The organism is Phocaeicola coprophilus DSM 18228 = JCM 13818, assembly GCF_000157915.1.
Lineage (GTDB): Bacteria > Bacteroidota > Bacteroidia > Bacteroidales > Bacteroidaceae > Phocaeicola > Phocaeicola coprophilus.
Genome location: NZ_EQ973646.1, coordinates 302,091 through 320,716 on the forward strand (window position 1 = coordinate 302,091; position 18,626 = coordinate 320,716).

21 protein-coding genes and 1 pseudogene are annotated in these 18,626 nt (G+C 43.0%); 19 read left to right on the forward strand and 3 right to left on the reverse strand.

Annotated elements, in window-relative coordinates; translation table 11 throughout:
• Nucleotides 1-357: 357 nt before the first annotated feature.
• The 8 genes from erm(G) to BACCOPRO_RS13335 all read left to right on the forward strand — a co-directional run bounded on the left by erm(G) (nt 358) and on the right by BACCOPRO_RS13335 (nt 6,459).
• Nucleotides 358-1,092, forward strand: coding sequence for a 23S rRNA (adenine(2058)-N(6))-methyltransferase Erm(G) (erm(G), locus tag BACCOPRO_RS13290; RefSeq protein ID WP_008144450.1), 735 nt, complete (start codon nt 358-360; stop codon nt 1,090-1,092).
• Nucleotides 1,093-1,445: 353 nt separating this feature from the next.
• Entirely contained in the window at nt 1,446-1,796 is a 351-nt protein-coding gene (gene tnpB, locus BACCOPRO_RS13300; protein ID WP_007897433.1) for an IS66 family insertion sequence element accessory protein TnpB, read from the forward strand.
• Between the two features lie 54 nt (nt 1,797-1,850).
• Nucleotides 1,851-2,057 (forward strand): IS66 family transposase, encoded by a 207-nt coding sequence (locus BACCOPRO_RS13305; RefSeq protein WP_008144451.1) that lies wholly within the window; start codon nt 1,851-1,853, stop codon nt 2,055-2,057.
• A complete protein-coding gene (locus tag BACCOPRO_RS13310; RefSeq protein ID WP_007897432.1) occupies nt 2,014-3,369 on the forward strand; it encodes an IS66-like element short variant transposase in 1,356 nt (451 codons plus the stop codon). Before BACCOPRO_RS13305 ends, BACCOPRO_RS13310 begins: the two co-directional genes overlap by 44 nt.
• Before the next feature lie 690 nt (nt 3,370-4,059).
• A complete protein-coding gene (locus tag BACCOPRO_RS13320) occupies nt 4,060-4,314 on the forward strand; it encodes a DNA cytosine methyltransferase (RefSeq protein WP_007897429.1) in 255 nt (84 codons plus the stop codon).
• A 22-nt stretch (nt 4,315-4,336) separates the two neighbouring features.
• The gene (locus tag BACCOPRO_RS13325) at nt 4,337-5,206 is read left to right on the forward strand and encodes a nucleotidyltransferase domain-containing protein (protein ID WP_007897428.1); all 870 of its coding nucleotides are present in this window, start codon (nt 4,337-4,339) and stop codon (nt 5,204-5,206) included.
• Nucleotides 5,187-5,927: a class I SAM-dependent methyltransferase gene (locus BACCOPRO_RS13330; protein WP_007897427.1), complete on the forward strand. Its 741-nt coding sequence runs from the start codon at nt 5,187-5,189 to the stop codon at nt 5,925-5,927. The genes BACCOPRO_RS13325 and BACCOPRO_RS13330 overlap by 20 nt, the downstream gene beginning before the upstream one ends.
• A gap of 37 nt (nt 5,928-5,964) precedes the next feature.
• A complete protein-coding gene (locus BACCOPRO_RS13335) occupies nt 5,965-6,459 on the forward strand; it encodes an HD domain-containing protein (protein ID WP_007897426.1) in 495 nt (164 codons plus the stop codon).
• A 159-nt stretch (nt 6,460-6,618) separates the two neighbouring features.
• Here the strand turns inward: BACCOPRO_RS13335 and BACCOPRO_RS18100 are convergent, their stop codons facing one another.
• Nucleotides 6,619-7,071 (reverse strand): hypothetical protein, encoded by a 453-nt coding sequence (locus tag BACCOPRO_RS18100; RefSeq protein WP_007664626.1) that lies wholly within the window; start codon nt 7,069-7,071, stop codon nt 6,619-6,621.
• A gap of 1,008 nt (nt 7,072-8,079) precedes the next feature.
• Between BACCOPRO_RS18100 and BACCOPRO_RS17610 the strand changes: the two genes are divergently transcribed.
• Entirely contained in the window at nt 8,080-8,280 is a 201-nt protein-coding gene (locus BACCOPRO_RS17610; RefSeq protein WP_007837439.1) for a hypothetical protein, read from the forward strand.
• A 153-nt stretch (nt 8,281-8,433) separates the two neighbouring features.
• On the opposite strand, the gene BACCOPRO_RS13355 is transcribed toward BACCOPRO_RS17610, so the two are convergent.
• The gene (locus tag BACCOPRO_RS13355) at nt 8,434-9,720 is read right to left on the reverse strand and encodes an IS1380-like element ISBaov1 family transposase (RefSeq protein WP_007664617.1); all 1,287 of its coding nucleotides are present in this window, start codon (nt 9,718-9,720) and stop codon (nt 8,434-8,436) included.
• 139 nt (nt 9,721-9,859) lie between these two features.
• Here BACCOPRO_RS13355 and BACCOPRO_RS13360 point away from each other — a divergent pair.
• The 4 genes and pseudogenes from BACCOPRO_RS13360 to BACCOPRO_RS13375 form a co-directional block, all read left to right on the forward strand.
• Nucleotides 9,860-10,357 (forward strand): annotated as a pseudogene (locus tag BACCOPRO_RS13360) (SIS domain-containing protein); the annotation flags it as partial.
• Nucleotides 10,354-10,542, forward strand: a complete 189-nt coding sequence (locus tag BACCOPRO_RS13365; RefSeq protein WP_005816226.1) for a hypothetical protein — start codon at nt 10,354-10,356, stop codon at nt 10,540-10,542. The pseudogene BACCOPRO_RS13360 and the gene BACCOPRO_RS13365, both read left to right, overlap by 4 nt.
• A gap of 234 nt (nt 10,543-10,776) precedes the next feature.
• Nucleotides 10,777-11,919 carry an ImmA/IrrE family metallo-endopeptidase gene (locus tag BACCOPRO_RS13370; protein ID WP_007897423.1) on the forward strand — a complete coding sequence of 381 codons (1,143 nt, stop codon included), beginning with the start codon at nt 10,777-10,779 and terminating at the stop codon, nt 11,917-11,919.
• A complete protein-coding gene (locus BACCOPRO_RS13375) occupies nt 11,910-12,467 on the forward strand; it encodes a DUF4411 family protein (protein ID WP_005816230.1) in 558 nt (185 codons plus the stop codon). The genes BACCOPRO_RS13370 and BACCOPRO_RS13375 overlap by 10 nt, the downstream gene beginning before the upstream one ends.
• A 162-nt stretch (nt 12,468-12,629) precedes the next feature.
• On the opposite strand, the gene BACCOPRO_RS17615 is transcribed toward BACCOPRO_RS13375, so the two are convergent.
• Nucleotides 12,630-13,259, reverse strand: a complete 630-nt coding sequence (locus tag BACCOPRO_RS17615; RefSeq protein ID WP_007837448.1) for a M23 family metallopeptidase — start codon at nt 13,257-13,259, stop codon at nt 12,630-12,632.
• Between the two features lie 220 nt (nt 13,260-13,479).
• Between BACCOPRO_RS17615 and BACCOPRO_RS13385 the strand changes: the two genes are divergently transcribed.
• The 6 genes from BACCOPRO_RS13385 to BACCOPRO_RS13410 are packed head-to-tail and all read left to right on the forward strand — an operon-like array spanning nt 13,480 to nt 18,452.
• Entirely contained in the window at nt 13,480-14,241 is a 762-nt protein-coding gene (locus BACCOPRO_RS13385) for a DUF4099 domain-containing protein (RefSeq protein ID WP_005816235.1), read from the forward strand.
• A gap of 23 nt (nt 14,242-14,264) precedes the next feature.
• Nucleotides 14,265-14,489 (forward strand): hypothetical protein, encoded by a 225-nt coding sequence (locus BACCOPRO_RS13390; RefSeq protein ID WP_005816237.1) that lies wholly within the window; start codon nt 14,265-14,267, stop codon nt 14,487-14,489.
• A gap of 37 nt (nt 14,490-14,526) precedes the next feature.
• Nucleotides 14,527-16,122 (forward strand): hypothetical protein, encoded by a 1,596-nt coding sequence (locus BACCOPRO_RS13395; protein ID WP_005816239.1) that lies wholly within the window; start codon nt 14,527-14,529, stop codon nt 16,120-16,122.
• Between the two features lie 23 nt (nt 16,123-16,145).
• Nucleotides 16,146-17,288, forward strand: a complete 1,143-nt coding sequence (locus BACCOPRO_RS13400) for a toprim domain-containing protein (RefSeq protein WP_005816242.1) — start codon at nt 16,146-16,148, stop codon at nt 17,286-17,288.
• Nucleotides 17,285-17,770, forward strand: a complete 486-nt coding sequence (locus tag BACCOPRO_RS13405) for a PH domain-containing protein (RefSeq protein WP_005816244.1) — start codon at nt 17,285-17,287, stop codon at nt 17,768-17,770. Before BACCOPRO_RS13400 ends, BACCOPRO_RS13405 begins: the two co-directional genes overlap by 4 nt.
• Nucleotides 17,751-18,452 carry a hypothetical protein gene (locus BACCOPRO_RS13410; RefSeq protein ID WP_005816246.1) on the forward strand — a complete coding sequence of 234 codons (702 nt, stop codon included), beginning with the start codon at nt 17,751-17,753 and terminating at the stop codon, nt 18,450-18,452. The genes BACCOPRO_RS13405 and BACCOPRO_RS13410 overlap by 20 nt, the downstream gene beginning before the upstream one ends.
• Nucleotides 18,453-18,626 lie beyond the last annotated feature (174 nt).

The window sequence follows — 18,626 nt, forward strand, 5'->3', positions numbered from 1 at the left end:
AGAGAAACATCTTTTGCATACCTTTTCCGACCGAATTTTTATGTCGTAAAGAGGGGCTTTGCAGGGGGTGGACTCAGAAAGATGAGAATAGATGACTATTGTAGTTGAAACACATAGAAAGTTGCTGATATACAGACCGATACGCATATCGGGATGAACCATGAGTACGTTCTTTTCTCAAAAAACACATGTCAAAACAGTATGGTGAATGTATTGGACAAGGATAAGATACTGTGGTATGTCATGCGGGTCTACAAGAACGAGAATAATCTTGAAATTCTAACATCCGAAGCAGGGTTAGAGGAATTAATGAATAAATATTCGAAAAGAGATGCAATAAATTAAGGAGGTTTTCTAATGAACAAAGTAAATATAAAAGATAGTCAAAATTTTATTACTTCAAAATATCACATAGAAAAAATAATGAATTGCATAAGTTTAGATGAAAAAGATAACATCTTTGAAATAGGTGCAGGGAAAGGTCATTTTACTGCTGAATTGGTAAAGAGATGTAATTTTGTTACGGCGATAGAAATTGATTCTAAATTATGTGAGGTAACTCGTAATAAGCTCTTAAATTATCCTAACTATCAAATAGTAAATGATGATATACTGAAATTTACATTTCCTAGCCACAATCCATATAAAATATTTGGCAGCATACCTTACAACATAAGCACAAATATAATTCGAAAAATTGTTTTTGAAAGTTCAGCCACAATAAGTTATTTAATAGTGGAATATGGTTTTGCTAAAGGGTTATTAGATACAAACAGATCACTAGCATTGCTGTTAATGGCAGAGGTAGATATTTCTATATTAGCAAAAATTCCTAGGTATTATTTCCATCCAAAACCTAAAGTGGATAGCGCATTAATTGTATTAAAAAGAAAGCCAGCAAAAATGGCATTTAAAGAGAGAAAAAAATATGAAACTTTTGTAATGAAATGGGTTAACAAAGAGTATGAAAAACTGTTTACAAAAAATCAATTTAATAAAGCTTTAAAACATGCGAGAATATATGATATAAACAATATTAGTTTCGAACAATTTGTATCGCTATTTAATAGTTATAAAATATTTAACGGCTAAAAACAATAGGCCACATGCAACTGTAAATGTTTAGTTATAGGTAGGGTAGCATAAGTTAAAATGCTATTCTGCCTTTTAAAAGTATGGTATACATTCGTAAGCGTCCAATAACAAGGTGTATCGCATCTATCTAGTCCTCCAGTTATACTGTATTCAAACAGAAGATTGGAGGTTTTTTATGATGAAACAACCCATTGTCCCTCTAGCGATGCCCAAAACTGGCACGCAACACTTTAAACAACGAACTAAAAATGAGCTCTTACTTCGTTGTAAAGTGGGATCGATTGAGCTCAGCTTTTTCTCATCACTTGACGTATCTCAACGAAATGAAATTTTAGAGAAGGTGTTCGCTTATGGGACTAAACTTAAGTGATCTGGGGCCCGTCTACATTGTTTGTGGGAAAACGGATTTACGAAAAGGAATCGATTCACTGGCTTACCTCATTCAGTCACAATTCGCTTTAGACCCTTTTTCAAAATCCGTCTTTCTTTTTTGTGGTGGAAAAAGTGATCGATTTAAAGCCCTCTACTGGGATGGTGAAGGCTTCTGGTTGCTTTATAAACGTTTTGAAAATGGACAACTAACTTGGCCAAGAAATACTACGGAAGTTCAGGCTTTAACGCCTGAACAAGTCGAATGGTTAATGAAAGGATTTTCTATTACACCTAAAATTTTAGAGAGTCAAAGTCGTCATTTCTATTGAAATGTCGGCTTTTTTTCGCGTATAATAAAGAAAAATCTTGAGGAGTTAACGAAGATGTCATCATCAGAAAAAACGATTGAAAGACTGACAAAAACAATTGAAGCAATGTCTAATGAACTTGCGCTTTTACGTGAACAAGTCGCTTACCTTACCAAAAAACTTTATGGTAAATCCTCTGAAAAGCGTGACTATAACCAGAATCAATTGAGCCTGTTTGATGACGTGGAACTGCCTGAAGAAGAAAGTGACTGTCCCAGGTAACTTAGAAGAAGAAACCATTACTTATCGTCGGAAAAAAGCGAAAGGCAAACGACAAGCCATTTTTCAGCAATTTAAACCAGAGGTCATCCACCATGAATTGATGGGAGAGGCTTGTACCTGTCCAGATTGTCATGAAAGGTTAAAAGAAATCGGCTCGTGTGTGCAACGACAAGAATTAATCTATGTTCCTGCACAGTTAAAACGAGTGGATCATATTCAGCATGCCTATAAGTGTGTTGCCTGTAGCAAGAAAAATGCGACAGATAAAATCATCAAGGCCCCTGTACCCAAAGCGCCCTTGGCGCATAGTCTTGGTTCAGCTTCTATTATTGCGCACACCATTCATCAGAAATTCACACTGAAAGTGCCAAACTATCGACAAGAAGCGGATTGGCAGAAAATGGGGCTACCGATTAGCCGTAAGGAGATAGCTAATTGGCATATCAAGTCTAGTCAGTATTATTTCGAACCGCTCTATGAGCTACTACACGAAAAATTATTAACACAAGACCTTCTTCATGCGGATGAAACAGCTTATAGAGTTTTAGAAAATGAGACTCCCTTGACTTATTACTGGACATTCCTGTCAGGAAAACAAGCAGCACAGCCAATCACGCTCTATCATCATGATCAACGCAGAAGTGGCTTAGCTGTTCAAGAATTTCTCGGCGAATATGATGGCTATGTTCACTGTGATATGTGGTCAGCGTATCGCCAACTACCTAAAGCAAAGTTAGTAGGTTGTTGGGCACATGTACGCCGAAAATTTTTTGAAGCAACGCCGAAACAGGCAGATAAGCAGTCATTGGGGCGCAAGGGATTAGCCTATTGTGACCAGATGTTTTCACTAGAAGCCTCTTGGGCTGAGCTGCCTTCAGCTGAAAGATTGTGCAAGCGCAAAGAAAGATTAGCGCCATTGATGACAACGTTCTTTGATTGGTGTCGCAATCAATCAGTGCTCCCAGGATCGAAGTTAGGCCGTGCGATCACCTATGCCTTGAAATATGAGGAAACATTTAAAACAGTTTTAACAGATGGTTCCTTAGTATTATCCAATAATCTGGCTGAGCGTGCGATTAAAGGATTAGTCATGGGACGTAAGAATTGGCTTTTCTCTCAAAGTTTTGAAGGAGCCAAATCTAGCGCGATCATCCTGTCACTTTTAGAAACTGCCAAACGAAATGGCTTAGACTCAGAGAAATATCTCACCTATCTTTTGGAGAAGTTGCCAAATGAAGAGTCTTTCGCAAAAAAAGCAGCTCTAGAAGCTTATTTGCCATGGTCAGAAACTGTACAAGCAGATTGTAAATAAAGAAAAGAATCTCCAAAGTCGAGTGACTTTGGAGATTTTCAATATACCTCGTTATTGGGCGCTTACATACATTCCAGAGAGAGATTGGATATGTTCCCGTATACCGATAGTGCCAAAAGCGAAGTGGATATGTTTCCGAGAACGGACGTACTCAAATGACATTCATTCTGTCCTCTCAAGCCATGTGGAGACGGTTGTTCTTCTGTCAAGGAATCAGTAAAAAAGTCCTAAAACAGCCTATAAATAAAGGGATTTCGAGAGATTTGCCGATTTTGGCAGTCTCCTGGGATCCCTTTTTTCGTGTTTTGACAATAGCGTCATAGTCTGCCTTTTGATAGGTTGAGACAAGAAACTACTTTTTTGACGATTGAGACAATAGGACTATTGTCAGGTTAAAGTCCGTTTTTTGGTACAGATGGCTTGATATTATTATACTGTCCAGAGTAGCAAACCGATTGATTTTAGACTAAAAATAGGGTAAAATTAGTCCATCACTAGAAGGAGAATGGGATATGGATGAGAGAATATACTTAGACACCTATCTTTTGCAGCAGGACATGCGAGTTCGCTTGCCGAAGTCGGTAATCTCCAATTTAGGGGTCGAAAAAGGAAAAACAAAGTTTGATATTTATTTGGACTCAAAAGAGCATTGCTTAATATTTAAAATCCACGATGAGGAGAAGTCTGAAAATGAGTAAAAAACTTATAGCCGTTTCCCTGTTTACCGGAGCCGGTGGCATGGATGTAGGCTTTGAACGACCCGGGATTAAGGTTGTATTTGCAAATGAGGTTATGAAAGAAGCAGCTCAGACTTATATACTGATTGATTTCCGTGCCTTCTATGGCTTGGATAAATTTAGCTTGAAGCAAATCGACCAGTATGTTTGGCAGATCGGGAAGGATTACTTCCCGAAGAACTACGGAAAGAAAGTATTTTGTCTTTAATCGATAAAAGGAGTGTGTTCGTATGGTAGATAATGTAATTCAAATAGTAACAGAGAAATTATCTTCTTTGCCTTGCATAGAAGGCATTGTATTAGGGGGCTCACGTGCAAGAGGCACCCATACAGAGGATTCTGATATAGATATCGGAATCTATTACAATTCAGAATCATTTGACCTGACAGCGATTAATCAAATTGCTACAGAATTGGATGATGAGAATAGAAACGACCTTGTTGTACCTCCCGGAGCGTGGGGGGATTGGGTTAATGGCGGCGGATGGTTAGTTATAAACGGGTATCATGTTGACTTGATTTTACGTGATATAAAACGGGTGGAACAAATAATCAAAGATACGGAGCAAGGAATTGTTACTGCCAATTATCAGACTGGGCATCCCCATGGTTATATAAGTGCTATGTATCGTGGAGAATTGGCGATCAGCAAGATACAATATGCTAAGAATGAAAGCTTATGCGAATTAAAAAATCAGGCAGAAATTTACCCTGGTGCTCTAAAGAAGAGCTTGATAAACTTTTTTATATTTGAAGCAGAGTTCTCTTTAATGTTTGTAAAAGCAAATGCGGGAGCAGAGGATAAATATTATATTGCAGGCCATGTTTTTCGTATTATTTCATGCTTAAATCAAGTACTATTTGCATGCAATAATGCTTATTGCATTAACGAAAAGAAAGCTATAAAACTGCTTGAAACTTTTGAATATAAACCTGAAAAATATGCCGAAAGGGTTAATCATATTTTTGAAGTACTCGGTCTTTCACTTTTTGAATGCTACGATATGACCGAGAAGCTTTATAAAGAAGTGAAAAAAATTGCAACGGAGATAAATAACTTTTTAAACGAGGGGAATTCAGATGAAAGAAAACAAATATGATGATAATATATTTTTTCAAAAATACAGTCAAATGAGTCGCTCACAGCAGGGACTAGCCGGTGCAGGAGAATGGGAAACATTGAGAAAGCTGCTGCCGGATTTTAAAGATAAGCGTGTGCTTGATTTAGGATGCGGCTATGGATGGCACTGTATTTATGCGATGGAACACGGTGCTTCTTCTGTTGTAGGTGTTGATATTTCTCATAAAATGCTCGAGGTAGCCAAAGAAAAAACACATTTTCCACAGGTTGAATATAAATGCTGTGCTATAGAAGATGTGGAATTCCCAGAGGAGAGTTTTGATGTAATATTAAGTTCACTTGCGTTTCACTATGTAGCAGATTATGAGATTTTAGTAAAAAAGATATATAGAATACTGAAGTCTGGTGGTAAGCTAGTTTTTACGGTTGAACATCCTGTTTTTACTGCCTATGGAACACAAGACTGGCATTATAACGAAAAAGGAGAAATACTGCATTTTCCGGTGGATAATTATTATTATGAGGGCAAACGGACAGCTGTGTTTTTGGGAGAAAAGGTTACAAAATATCATAGAACACTGACCACATATCTAAATACACTGCTTTCAAATGGTTTTATAATAAATCAGATTGTGGAGCCGCAGCCGCCGGAAAACATGATGGATATTCCGGGGATGCAGGATGAAATGCGCCGTCCCATGATGCTGATTGTAGCGGCCAACAAAAAAATGGATAGATAGAACTAAAACACCTATAAGGTATAAATGGAGGTAATTTATGTTTAAAGAAAAAATTATTATAGAGATGAAAGAAGTATTCAAAGAAATTCCTTTTGGCATAGAGCATACTCTTAAAGTTTTGAAAAATGCAGAAGATATAATGAACGGAGAAAATATCGGAGAGGAAGAAAAAGAATTCATCAGTATTATTGCTATACTACATGATATTGGTGCGGTTGAAGCACAAAAAAAATACGGTTCTATTGATGGTGTCTATCAAGAAAAGGAAGGACCAGCAGTAGCGAAAGAAATATTAAAAAAGGTAGGCTATAACAAAAATATTGATAGAATATGCTTTATAATAGGCAACCATCATACTCCATCTAAAATTGATGGACTTGATTTTCAAATACAATGGGAAGCTGATTTGCTTGAAAATTTAACGGTTATGGATAAAGAAAAAGAACAGGAAAAGATAAAAAAGTGTATAGGTGAAAACTTTAAAACAAACACAGGAAAAAGGATAGCTTATAATCGCTTTATTTTAGATTAGTAGTAGATTATTACAGTTATGTATTTTACTCAAGTTTCGGATTTAGGTTTTATGCAGTCTGAGCGATCAGTTGCATGGCCTTGAACCTGCGGTTATCCCGTATAATTTGCTCCATCAATTCGTTCTCGTCAATGGTAAAAATCTCAGCCACGATTGCTATTACATCAATAATGATTGACCAGATCTTTTCCACGACGGTGAGCTCGTGTACGCCTTCATATATATCGGCGAACAATCCTCCAATGGTCTCTTCACCATGCTCTTCAGGCGCTCAAGCTTGGATACGAAATACTCTTCCTTGCGTTTTTCGGTCTGGCAGTCTCTGTCACGCTTGCGGTTGTAGCGCCTCTCGCGCTGCCGGGCCGTAAGACCTTGTTCCTTGCCATCGACCTTCCCTCTCTCGCCGTGAATCGAGAAGTCCACGACAAATTGAGAGCGGCCGTCGCTCCAGCACAGGGCCAGCAGCTTGTAGCCGAGAATGCACCGCTGAAACACGTGCGAGAATATCTTGCCAATACACTCCATCCTCAATCCGGTCTTCGGCAGGTCGGAATCATCCACAATAAGCACTGCCGGAAGATGGCTCTTTTGATAGTCTTTCCTTATGGTCACGGCCTTGATGAGATGACAGGCGATGTGCCAGATGATGTTGCTAGTCTATATTGTCCTTGGCCATAAACGAATAGAGTAGGTCCTTCTTACCCCCGAACAGTTTCGAGATTGACGATCCGGCATAATGAGAAAAACCCGGGACGGCCATAAACGGCAGAATCAATATGATCTGGAAAAGTTGAAGGTTGGTAAGCTGACAGTTCTCACGTTTTTTCCCTCCGAGATCTTTGTCTGAAATCCTCATCCCCTCAAGGAGGGTCATAAACTTGGAAAATGCGGGATTGATTCGTTTTCCCGTGAAAAAGTTGCGGATCTCCGATGGAATTTTTGTAATTTTGCTCATGGCTTTGAGTGATTGTAATTAGTTGTTTGGGCACCTCTAAATTACTAAATTTCCGTGACATACGGAAATCCTCAAAGCCTTTTTTATGCCCAAATCTATCCTCTCAACCTAAATCCGAAACTTGAGTAAATTATAATTATGAGATGCTACGTGCTTTTGTTCAATATACCCTAAACGTCGATTTAAATGCGCCTGTGATAAAGGATTTAGTTGAAAAGTATAAGGATATAGAACAATTTAATAGGAGCATAACAGATAAATACGTTGCAATATGTAAACGCTTTTAATATTTGAATTTAGCCGTTTATGTAGAATGAAGGTGTGCAAACAAACAGACCCTGAAAAGGGTCTCACCCCCGTTAACCGCAATGTCAAAGACTTGCGGATGGCCAGATGACTCCTATACATCCGACCCCAACGGGGTCGAACCATATAATCTGTAGAAAGGTTCGACCTCCGTTGGGGTCGTGGATTGGGAAGGCACTTCGACCCGCACATTGTATCATGTGCGGTTACTTGAAGTTCGACTCCCGTTGGGGTCGATGGCTCGTCGTTATTCTGAATCTTAGCAAATCCTCTCTTTTTTAATGAACTGTGTGCTTGATCACTGAAAATAATCCTTATTTTTGCCACGAGAGTTTTACGAAAGATAAATAGATAAAGTATTGGAAAAGAAACATAACTGTCAGCAGTGCCCACTGAGGCGGCGATACGACCGTTCACCCAAGTCATTGTTGGGTCGTTTTTGGCGATGGCACATCAATTTCTGTCCGGGATGGAAAGCCTATTTCCTGTCGCTGAGCGAAGAGGAACGGCATGTATTGAGAAAGCAATACGCTTTTCATAAGCCTCAAATCCGCAACTAAGTCCTTCATCGTCCTATTTACGTGTACACGTTCTCTCATTACTGAATTATTAGATAAATTGAGGCTGAAATACCCACTTCTGCCTACAATACCCCCTTACCCCACAATGCGACTTGAGACAATACGCAGTATCATACCCATAAGTTGTAGTCGTCATCCAAAATCAGTCTGGAATACATCTGCGTAAGCATTATTACAGGTATAGATATTCAGCACATACCACCTTGATGTTCTGATCCATTTGGCTGGTACAGAGACAAATCTGAAGACAAACGCTTTTATGCGACTTGTTTTATTGGGTCCGAACCTCTTTACGTCAAGTCTTTGGATAATGACCTTGTAGAAGTTACGGATAAGTGCTGTAAGAAGAAGGAACACTGTGTTCTCTGCCATGAAGGATTTGGGCAATCTGGACCATCCGAAACCATTGTTCATGTCATCGAAGATGCGCTCCTTTCCTCCGCGGAGGTTATAGAACTCGACAATCTCTCTTACGGAAGGCTCGTAGTCGTTGGTCAGGATGCAGCGGTATGTGTATTCTCCTTCCCAGAGGTCAAGCTCACCGTCCATCCGTTTCCGCCTTTGAATCACAAGCCGGTATGTCTTGCCTTTCCACTTCTCTACAAGAATGGAATTCAGCTCAAACTCAATGCCGTTGATTTCTCCCCTCTTCCAGCCTCTGAGAGCGAAGAGGTCATTGTAGAGCGAACTACAGCGGTTGGCACGGATATAGAAGGTCTTGCAGTGGGTGGCAACCTCTTCCACGATCTCTTCAGAGCACGAGCCGCAATCAGCTCTGAAACGATTGATAACAAGATTGTTCTGTTCAAACCTTTCGAAGAATCTCTTCAGCGTGTCCTTCTGATGGAAACGGACGTTTGTGTTGCCGTCGCTGTTCTCAATGCCGACAATCAAATCTCCAATAACCGCCACACCTGGTCGATAACCAAGGAACTTCTTGTATGTATGCTTTGCATCATATTTCTCTGTTTCTATGAACTGGTGGTCGAAATCAACATCATACATCTCACCCTCTTTCAGCTGACCAGCTGCACACATACAATTGAGCAGTAAGGTATTGAGGGTGTCAGCCGTATTGAAATCGTAGTTCTTACCCGTATCTGACGTGTATGAAATGTTCTCCTGCGTCAGTTCCTTTATCGCTCTGAGGATAGTGTCAGAGCTGCAGGTACGAAGTGTCGGATGAAGCGAGAGATGGGGCATCAAATGAGTTGTGACATCCTCAATACATGAGCCGCCACAGAAGTAGATGCTCATGAGAGAACGGATGATTTCGCTGTATTGATAACCATACAGCCTGCATCTTAGACCGAGGGTTGTGTCAATTACATATGACAATGTGGAGTCAAATTGCTCCATCATTGCAAATATTCCTCCAAAAGGAGTGAGTTTCTCAGATTTTATTGCTTTCTTTGCCATGTCTGTCGGGTTTGATACATATTTTGATTTGCAACACTAAGATAGGTGAAAAATCTGACATGACAAAATCCTGAGCAACTTTTTGTTGCTCAGGTACTTAAAAAGTTATATTTATAATAGTGTTGCGGAATTAAGGTATATAAAAGATGTGTTGGGACTTGCTGACAAAATCAAGAACTTGTCGAAGATATACACCTATGCCCGCAACTTCCTTTATCTCGGTCGTGGGTACAACTACCCCACCGCCCTTGAAGGTGCGTTGAAGCTGAAAGAAATATCCTATATCCATGCGGAGGGTTATCCTGCTGCGGAAATGAAGCATGGACCGATTGCACTTGTAGATAGCGAGATGCCCACGGTGGTCATTGCTCCAACGGACTCGCTGTATGACAAGATAATCAGTAATGTAAGGCAGGTGAAGGCGCGTGGCGGTACGGTTGTCGCCATCATTACCAAGGGCAATGACGCAATGAAGGACATCGCCGACCATTGCCTTGAAGTGCCCGACGTACCCGAATGCCTTACACCTCTCGTTGTTTCCGTCCCATTGCAGTTGCTGGCCTATTACATCGCCATCAACAAGGATAGGAATGTTGACCAGCCAAGAAACCTTGCTAAATCAGTTACCGTAGAATGAATAGAATATTATCACTTATTGTTACCATCCTCTTTGCGTTGTGCATTGAGGCTGGCATCTTTATGCTTATTGCCCACTGGTGGGGCATGACTGCGGCCATTACCGTGATAGCCATTGAATGTGTGTTAGCCTTATGGACAGTTTACGAAATGAGACATGCGAGTGATGAACCAGTTGATGAATAACATTGCAGGCTGTGGTTAGAACGAAAAAGGCTAAAAACAAAAGGACGGGTCGATGATTCGTCCTATTTTTGTGTCTTTTTGGTGGCGAAATGTAGCGATTTAGCAAAATAAACATAAATTCCAGTGATATTCAGCATGAAAATTCGCCCATTTAAGTGAAAATGTGTAATTTTGCAACGCAAAATTGTGCCTAAGCATTTGCATCAAAACAACAATAGTTCAATCGAGGCTGATATGAAAGTAGAGATTAACAAGAAACGTTTAGAATACCTGCTGGCATTATACAAGATGTCGGTGGATGACTTGTTGTCTCTTCTGAACAAAGGCAGGAAACGGATAACAGGAGCCGCAGACATCAGTGGAGATTCTATTGATTTGGGGGTGTTGAAGCGTATAGGTGAGATATTCGACAAAGAAGTCAGTTTCTTTCAAGACTATTCTAAGTTGTCAACCAATGCAAGCAGCAGTATCTTCTTCCGCAAGACCTCATTCGGAACAGAGCTGAACTTGGAGTCGATCCGTACTGTAAACCGATTCGAGAGTCTGAAAAACGCTTTGGATGCATACAACAAACTGTCGCAACTGGATGTGAAGTTTGACATAGAACACTACACCCTACAAGATGACCCTAAGACAGTAGCCGTACGTGCAAGAGATTTTTTTTATCCCGGGGAAACTGTCAATCATAGGCAGTTTCTTGTGAAGATGATAGAAAAAATCGCCGATCATGGCATTTTTGTCTTTGAATACATAGAGACATGGAACAAGAAAGAGAAAACCAACATTGACGGTTTTTACCTTAAGCCCAATGTGATAGTGCTTAAGCATCATAAGCATTACAAGCGAGAAATATTCACTCTGGCGCATGAATTGGGGCATTGTCTATTGGGGATTGAAGAAGTGGAGTCGGTGGACATGATGGACATCTCGGCACAGACTTCATACAGTGATGTCGAAAGATGGTGCAATGATTTTGCATATCAGTTCATTATGGGACAAGAAGCAGAAACACTTGCTAACATAGCATGTGTAGATTCCCGTAACGACTACTGCATTGACCTCTTCAAGGCTATCAGTGCACGGACGCACATTAGCCGTCTTGCCTTATATACAAGGATGTATATCGACAGGAAAATCAGCTATTCGAGCTACAGCAATGTCAAGAGTGAATTGGCAGAGGAATACAGAAGAAGAGAGGAACAGGAAAAGTTGAAAAACTCTGAGAAGAGAGGCGGGCGAACACCAAAGCCCATCATTTCTCCGCTATTCTTGAAAACCATGCAATATGCCTATTTCAATGGAGTGGTCAACGAGACCACTTTCTGTTCGAGACTCAATGTCAAACCAGCAAATTTTGAGAGGGAGTTATGGCGATAGTTGTTGATACATGCTCATTGGTGATGATTGCCAAGAATTATCTTCCCTTGGATAAGGACGGACAGTTGTACTCATTCCTGGAAGAGGCGTTCTCCCGCAAGGATTTGATGCTACTTGATGTGATTCTGGATGAATCAAAACGCACCTCCAAAGGAATTGCAGTTGAAAAGATGCCTTTCCTCAAAGACAAGAAATTGGTCATTCCGACAAAGGATCTATTTCCATGTGCCCCAGAGAGATTCAGCAACATGATAGACAACAATTTCTGTGTAAGACTGAAGAAGCAGGAACTGACTGAAGAAGAATACATAGAGCAAAAGGAAGAATACCTTAAAACAGGTGATGCTAAGATTATCATTTATGCACTGAATGTACGACACTCGGACGCTATCCATCTGGAAGAGATGCAAGTAATGACGGAGGAAACAAGGCAGCAGAATGACGGTAAGTTGTTCAAGAAACTTCCTTTGTTGTGTGAGCAGATAGGGATTGGAACACTAACCGTTTCAGAATATCTGCATAGAAACGGGTTCTTTATTGACAAATAGCATAGATATTAGTATCATCTTATGACATCTTTCACGAAATCATATTATATTCGTGAATAAAACACTTGTTTTTCAAGAATAGAAATTGTTGAGGATTAGATATTTAAGACATTATTGCAATGCGGAAGGGGTGATGTGAACGACAAAAGACAAGGCGTTCTATTAGAGTGGATGCTTGATAAGATTGAGAAGAATGGACGGGTCGATGGCTCGTCCTTTTTTTGTGTCTTTGAGTGTGAGGTGCAGGTGGGGACCAGTACTGCGACCACTGTTGCCTGTCAGTGCGATGATGATGCCGGGACGGACGTGGGTGCCTTTGGTGACGAGAGTTTGGGAGAGGTGGCAATAGCTGACGGTGAAGTCGCCGTGACGGAGGGTGACATAGAGGCCTGAACGTTTGTCCTTGCCTACCTTGATGACCTCGCCGTGCATCATGGCGTATGTGGGTTCGTAATTTGCCTTCAAATCAAGCCCGTTGTGTAGGGCTTTTCTTTTTGTAAATGGGTCTCTGCGGTAGCCGAAAGGGCTGGTGACAGAGATATGACGGAGTGGACTGACAAGTGCCGTGTGGCGGTCGGTCTGCTCCGTTTGGGTTTGTAATGGGGCAAAGGCAAGAGAGTCTCGCCGCTGATGCGGCGAGCACGGAGGCAGTTGTTCGGATGTTGCGGACTGCGTCGTTTTTGGCACAGCCTTGCGGTGTACCTTAGTCTGTGTGACGGTATTGAACTGAGCGCATACTGTTGCTGATGAACAGAATATTGCTGCTATTGTGATGAGTAGAAATCGTTTCATGGTGCAAAAGTAACAAGCAATTCTTTGACTGGCATAAAGAACAAAGGGAAGACAAGAAGATTGTAACATAATATAGCAATCGAGTTTGATTTTTGAGCAGAAATCAAACTCAAATAATAATAATCGTCAAAAATAACACGCATTATCTTATGCAATTCTGCTTGTCTCTGAATAGGTATATAACTTTGCATGAGTTTAATTTCAAATTCAAAGTTAAAGTATGAAGCAAGTACGATTTGAAGAGAGCGAGGTGCCTTATCAGACACTGGCTCGTTTTGGTCTCACACAAGAGAAGATTGAAGACCTGCCCATGTGGGCGTTGGAAGATATTGGTCAGGGACGACGTTCACCGTTGCTGCCCATTCAGGTGAATAATGATGAGGGCGAGACATTGAAGAGCCGCACCCGATTTGCGTTGGTCCGTATGGAGGACGGCAAGGTGGATGTGGTCTTCTATCCGCAGTTGGAGAAATCACCATTGGAGGCTTTTACTCAGGAACAGCAGGAGGACTTGCTGGCTGGAAAGGCTATCCTTGCCGATGTTAAGGATGCTGATGGCAGGAGCAGCAAGGCTTTCGTGCAGATTGACACGGAGACCAATCAGGTGATGTCGGTACCTACGCCTGTCATCGGGCGCAACTTGGAGGTGCTGAAGGATGAACTGAAACTGAGTTCGGCAGAACTGACCGTGATGCAGAAGGGTGAGCCGCTCACGCTCATCATGGAGGACGAACAGGTGACGGTGGGTATTGACCTGAACGATAAGACCGGCATAAGGATTAATCAAGGCGACAGTCAGAAGTGGAAGGAGAACACCAAGCGAGAGTGGGACAAATACACCTTCGGGTGCTATGGCTGTTGGGTAATGGGCGATGACGGTAATCTTGACTATGTGCCTGAAGAGGAATACACGGAAGAACTTTGGAATGAGCAGAAGAAGAATGGAGAGCGCAACCGCGCCTCTTTTTCCATGCACAAATAATCTACACATAATATAATAAGTATATGGCATCAAATAAATATTATCCAGAGGATGTGCTCGTCGAGAAGATACAGAGCGGCGAGTACGGTTGGTTGGAGTATGTCAACCATCATTCTGCTGAATGGCAGGAAGAATATGAGAGCTATTGTCTGAACAACGGACTCTGCATTTGTGAAGAGAGTGCGGAGCAGTTTGTCCATCACAAAGATGAGGAACTGGAGAAGGCAATAGAGAACGGTGAAGCATGATAAATGAAGAGTGAAGAATGAAGAGTGAAGAATAAGTATGGCGATAAGAAAGAATACGAATCCCCAACAGATGGACCTGCAACCAGAGATGCGTGACTTGCTCATGCGCAATGGTATGCAGGCTCATGTGGTGAGTAATGGCAGCGGCTATCAGCTTGTGGTGCAAGGGCATGACAGTCCGCTGCTTACCTATAACATCACCGAGAAGCAGATGTTGGCTCTGACCGACTGGGGTACGAATCATGCCAACAAGTTAGCCTACAATACCTTTACGGGCATTGTGGGCAACGACTTCTATATGCCCAAGAACTTCGTTCATGCACGCAATGCCAACGGTCGTGTAGCTATGGGGCTGCACGGCTATCGTGTTGGTATCGGCGAGTATGGACGGATGGGGCGCATCGATATGCCACCACCCTTTTTAGGTTGGACACCACGCAGTCAGGAGGGATTCCATCTTCGCAGAGTTGGAGGACGATTGTTCTTCCCCGAAGCCCCGATTGTGCCTGAACGTTGGGACGGCAGAATGAAGCCTGGCGAATTGCAGAGCGGCGGTTATGGGTTCTATTATAAGGGACAGCAACAGAGTTATAGCCCTCAGCAACAGGATGTGCTGAAAGATTTGGAGGGAATCATAATGCCTTCCATCAGCCGCACGAGAAGCACGGAGCCAGCCAAGCCTTATAAGGAACTGATTACCTCGCCTGTCTATTTCACCAATGAGAAGTGGCAGGAGTGTCTGGCATCGCATGGCATCATCATTGATGAGAATGCGAAGACGCTGACCATTCAGTCGAACAGCGTCAATGCCGACATGGTGTATGACCTGACAGATGAGGAACTGAAGAAACTCACCTCCAACTCCATCAAGGAAGTGCCCGTCGTTCAACGCTTGGAACTGCTGAATGGCATCATCAAGGACGACTTTGCTGACAAAATCCTGATGGACACACTGAATAGCAAGGAGCGCATCGACCTGCATCTGCATCCCGAACTTGAACAGGAGTTGCAGCAGCGTCAGCAACAAGACGAGGAACGGTTGCTTCCGTTGGAAGAGGACGAGACTGTCAGACGTGACGTGTTGCAAGGCGATGCCATGGTGAGAGGTGAAGACCTTGCCTTGATTAATGAGAACAAGGGTTGGTATCGTGAGGGAGCGCATGGGCGTGAAGTGAAAGTCGGTGACATCATGGTGGAGAAAGTGCCTCCGATGGAGGGAGATAAGAAAGGCGAAGATAAGTATCGCATGACCGCCATTATCAATGGAGAAGCCATCACGCACGAAATCAAGCAGAAGGACTACGACAAGTTCTTGGCGGTGGATGACTACCATCGCATGAAACTCTTCTCCAAGGTTTTCAGTGAAGTGGATATGAAGACACGCCCCGAAACCAACGCCGGACTGGGCACGAAGATATTGGCGGCTCTGACGGCAGGAGCAGTCGTTACAGCAGAGGTGGCGCATGACATAAGCCACCATCATCACCATCCAGCCCCGGAGTTCTATGCAGAGCATCATGGCGGTCCACGTCCTTACTTCAAACCGGGAGTGGATTCGCCACAGGAGATTGCGGCAAGGTACTTTGAGGCAGAAGCAAATCATGTTGCCACGGAGATAAGGAGAGGATATTAACAATGTATAATTTACAATTTATAATGAGTAGTGAACTGACATACGATGACTTTCTGGACAGGTTGAGCATACAGGAAGTACTGGTGGACGCAGGGTATCATCTGAACAAGAGAGATGGCTTGCGTTATCCGTCGTATGTGCGTACTGACAGTGAGGGCAGACGGGTGCGTGGTGATAAGTTCATTGTCACGCAGAATGGGAAATGTTGCTTCCAACCACCGCAGCAGAAGGTGTATAATGTCATTTCGTTCATCAAGGAGCATCCAGAAATGTTTTCAGAGAACAAGGTGGGAATGTCTCCTGACCGACTCGTCAACCTCGTCTGCAACCGACTGCTCAACCAACCCATAGAGGACAGACCATCGAAGATTACAGAACCAAGAAAGGACGGAAAGCCATTCAACCTGAATGACTACGACATCCACAAGTTCAATCCGCAGGACAGGGAAACGCAGAAAAGGTTTTATCCCTATTTTAAGTTCCGAGGCATCGACCTCTATACGCAGTATGCTTTTCATCGGCATTTCTGTCTGGCTACTAAGCATCGGACGGATGGACTTACCTTTGCCAACCTTGCCTTTCCGCTTGTACTGCCCAAGACACCCGACAAGACTGTGGGCTTTGAGGAACGAGGACGACCGAAGATGGACGGTAGCGGCGGTTACAAGGGCAAGGCAGAAGGAAGCAACAGCAGTGAAGGACTGTGGATTGCCAACCTCACGGGCGAGCCGTTGGATAAAGCAAGCGAAATTGTATGGTTTGAGAGTGCCTACGATGCCATGGCAGAGTATCAGATAAATCCTGTAAAGATGGTGTATGTATCTACGGGCGGCACACCCACCGAGGGACAGATGCGAGGACTTCTGTCCGTTACTCCCAACGCACGGCACTATTTGGGTTTTGACAAGGACGATGCAGGGCGGCAGTTTGTTGCAAACTTCAGGAAGGTGGCAGCAGAGATGGGCTTCCGTCACGAGCATGTGCAAGCCTATCATCCATTGGGTTGCTACAAGGACTGGAACGATGCGCTGCTCAACAAGAAATCAGCAGAACTGATTGCCAAGGGCGAACCAGATACCTTCGACTATGCCGAGTTTATCGCAGCCGGCAAGGCAGAGAAACAAAGGGAAAAAGAAGAAAAGAACACATATCATAGAAGCGTATGAGACAAGAAGATAATAGCATCATCACCTTGTGCCCCAGCATCGGACAGTTTTTCATCAACGAACTGCCTCTGTTGCTGTTGTGCGTGGCAATGCTCCTAATCGGAGGATTGCCCGGTTGTGCATATAGTACCCTGTTGCTTGTCTTCAGCCTCCTGTTCTCCCTCTGTTTACTCTACCGATTCATCTATCTGAGGAGTATCCGCTACCATATCGGGAGCGAGCAACTCATCTGTGAGCACGGAGTGTTTCAGCGGAGCGTGAACTACATGGAGTTGTACCGAGTGGTGGACTTTGCCGAGCATCAGACATTGATACAACAGTTATGCGGACTGAAAAGCGTGACCGTGTTGTCGATGGATAGAACGACACCGAAACTGGAAATGACCGGCATCAGCAACAGCTATGACGTGGTGAGTGTGATACGAACAAGAGTAGAAACGAACAAACGAAGAAAGGGCGTATATGAGATTACGAATAGATAAGATTTGGTTCATTGTCGTGGCATTGGTACTGAGCGTGCCGTCAGCCCATGCACAGATTGTGACTGCCAACCCTTTGGAATGGATGGCATTAGCAGAGGGCAACGAAGCCATCAACGGTGAGATAGAGAAGGAAATCAAAGGTCAGACCAAGACTGCCCTGTTGCAGAATACCATCGCCGCAGAGTTCACCAAGATACACGAATGGGAGAAGAAGTACAACAGTTATCTGAAAACCGCCAGTGGTTATGCCTCTTCCCTCAAAGCCTGTACCTATCTGTACGACGATGGAGTGAAGATATTCATCACCTTGTGTAAGATGCGCAAGGCCATCAACAATAATCCGCAAGGCATCGTTGCCACCCTCTCGATGAACAACCTGTATATGGAGACCGCCACGGAATTGGTGTCCGTCTTCACACTGCTGAAAGATGCAGTCGCCAAAGGAGGCAAAGAGAACATGCTGACTGGTGCGGAAAGGAGCAAGACGCTGTGGGCACTGAACGACAAGCTGAGTGCCTTCAGCAAGAAGCTGCATCGTCTTTATCTGTCTATACGATATTACACCATGACCGATGTGTGGAACGGCGTGACGGCAGGGATGATAGACCGAAGCAATGGAGAGATAGCCACCCAAGCCCTTAGCAGATGGCGCAGAGCAGGACGTATGACCATCAGTGATTAACGATAAAGGAATCAGTCATGAAGTATTTCATATCAATTGCCATTTTTATGTTTATATCATCTTTTGCAGGAGTGCGGGCGCAGAACGACCCGACTCTTGCGGGGATGATTCTGATGTACACCAACAAGGCGGAGAAAGAACTGAAGAATCAGGAGAAAGTGATGCTGCTACAAT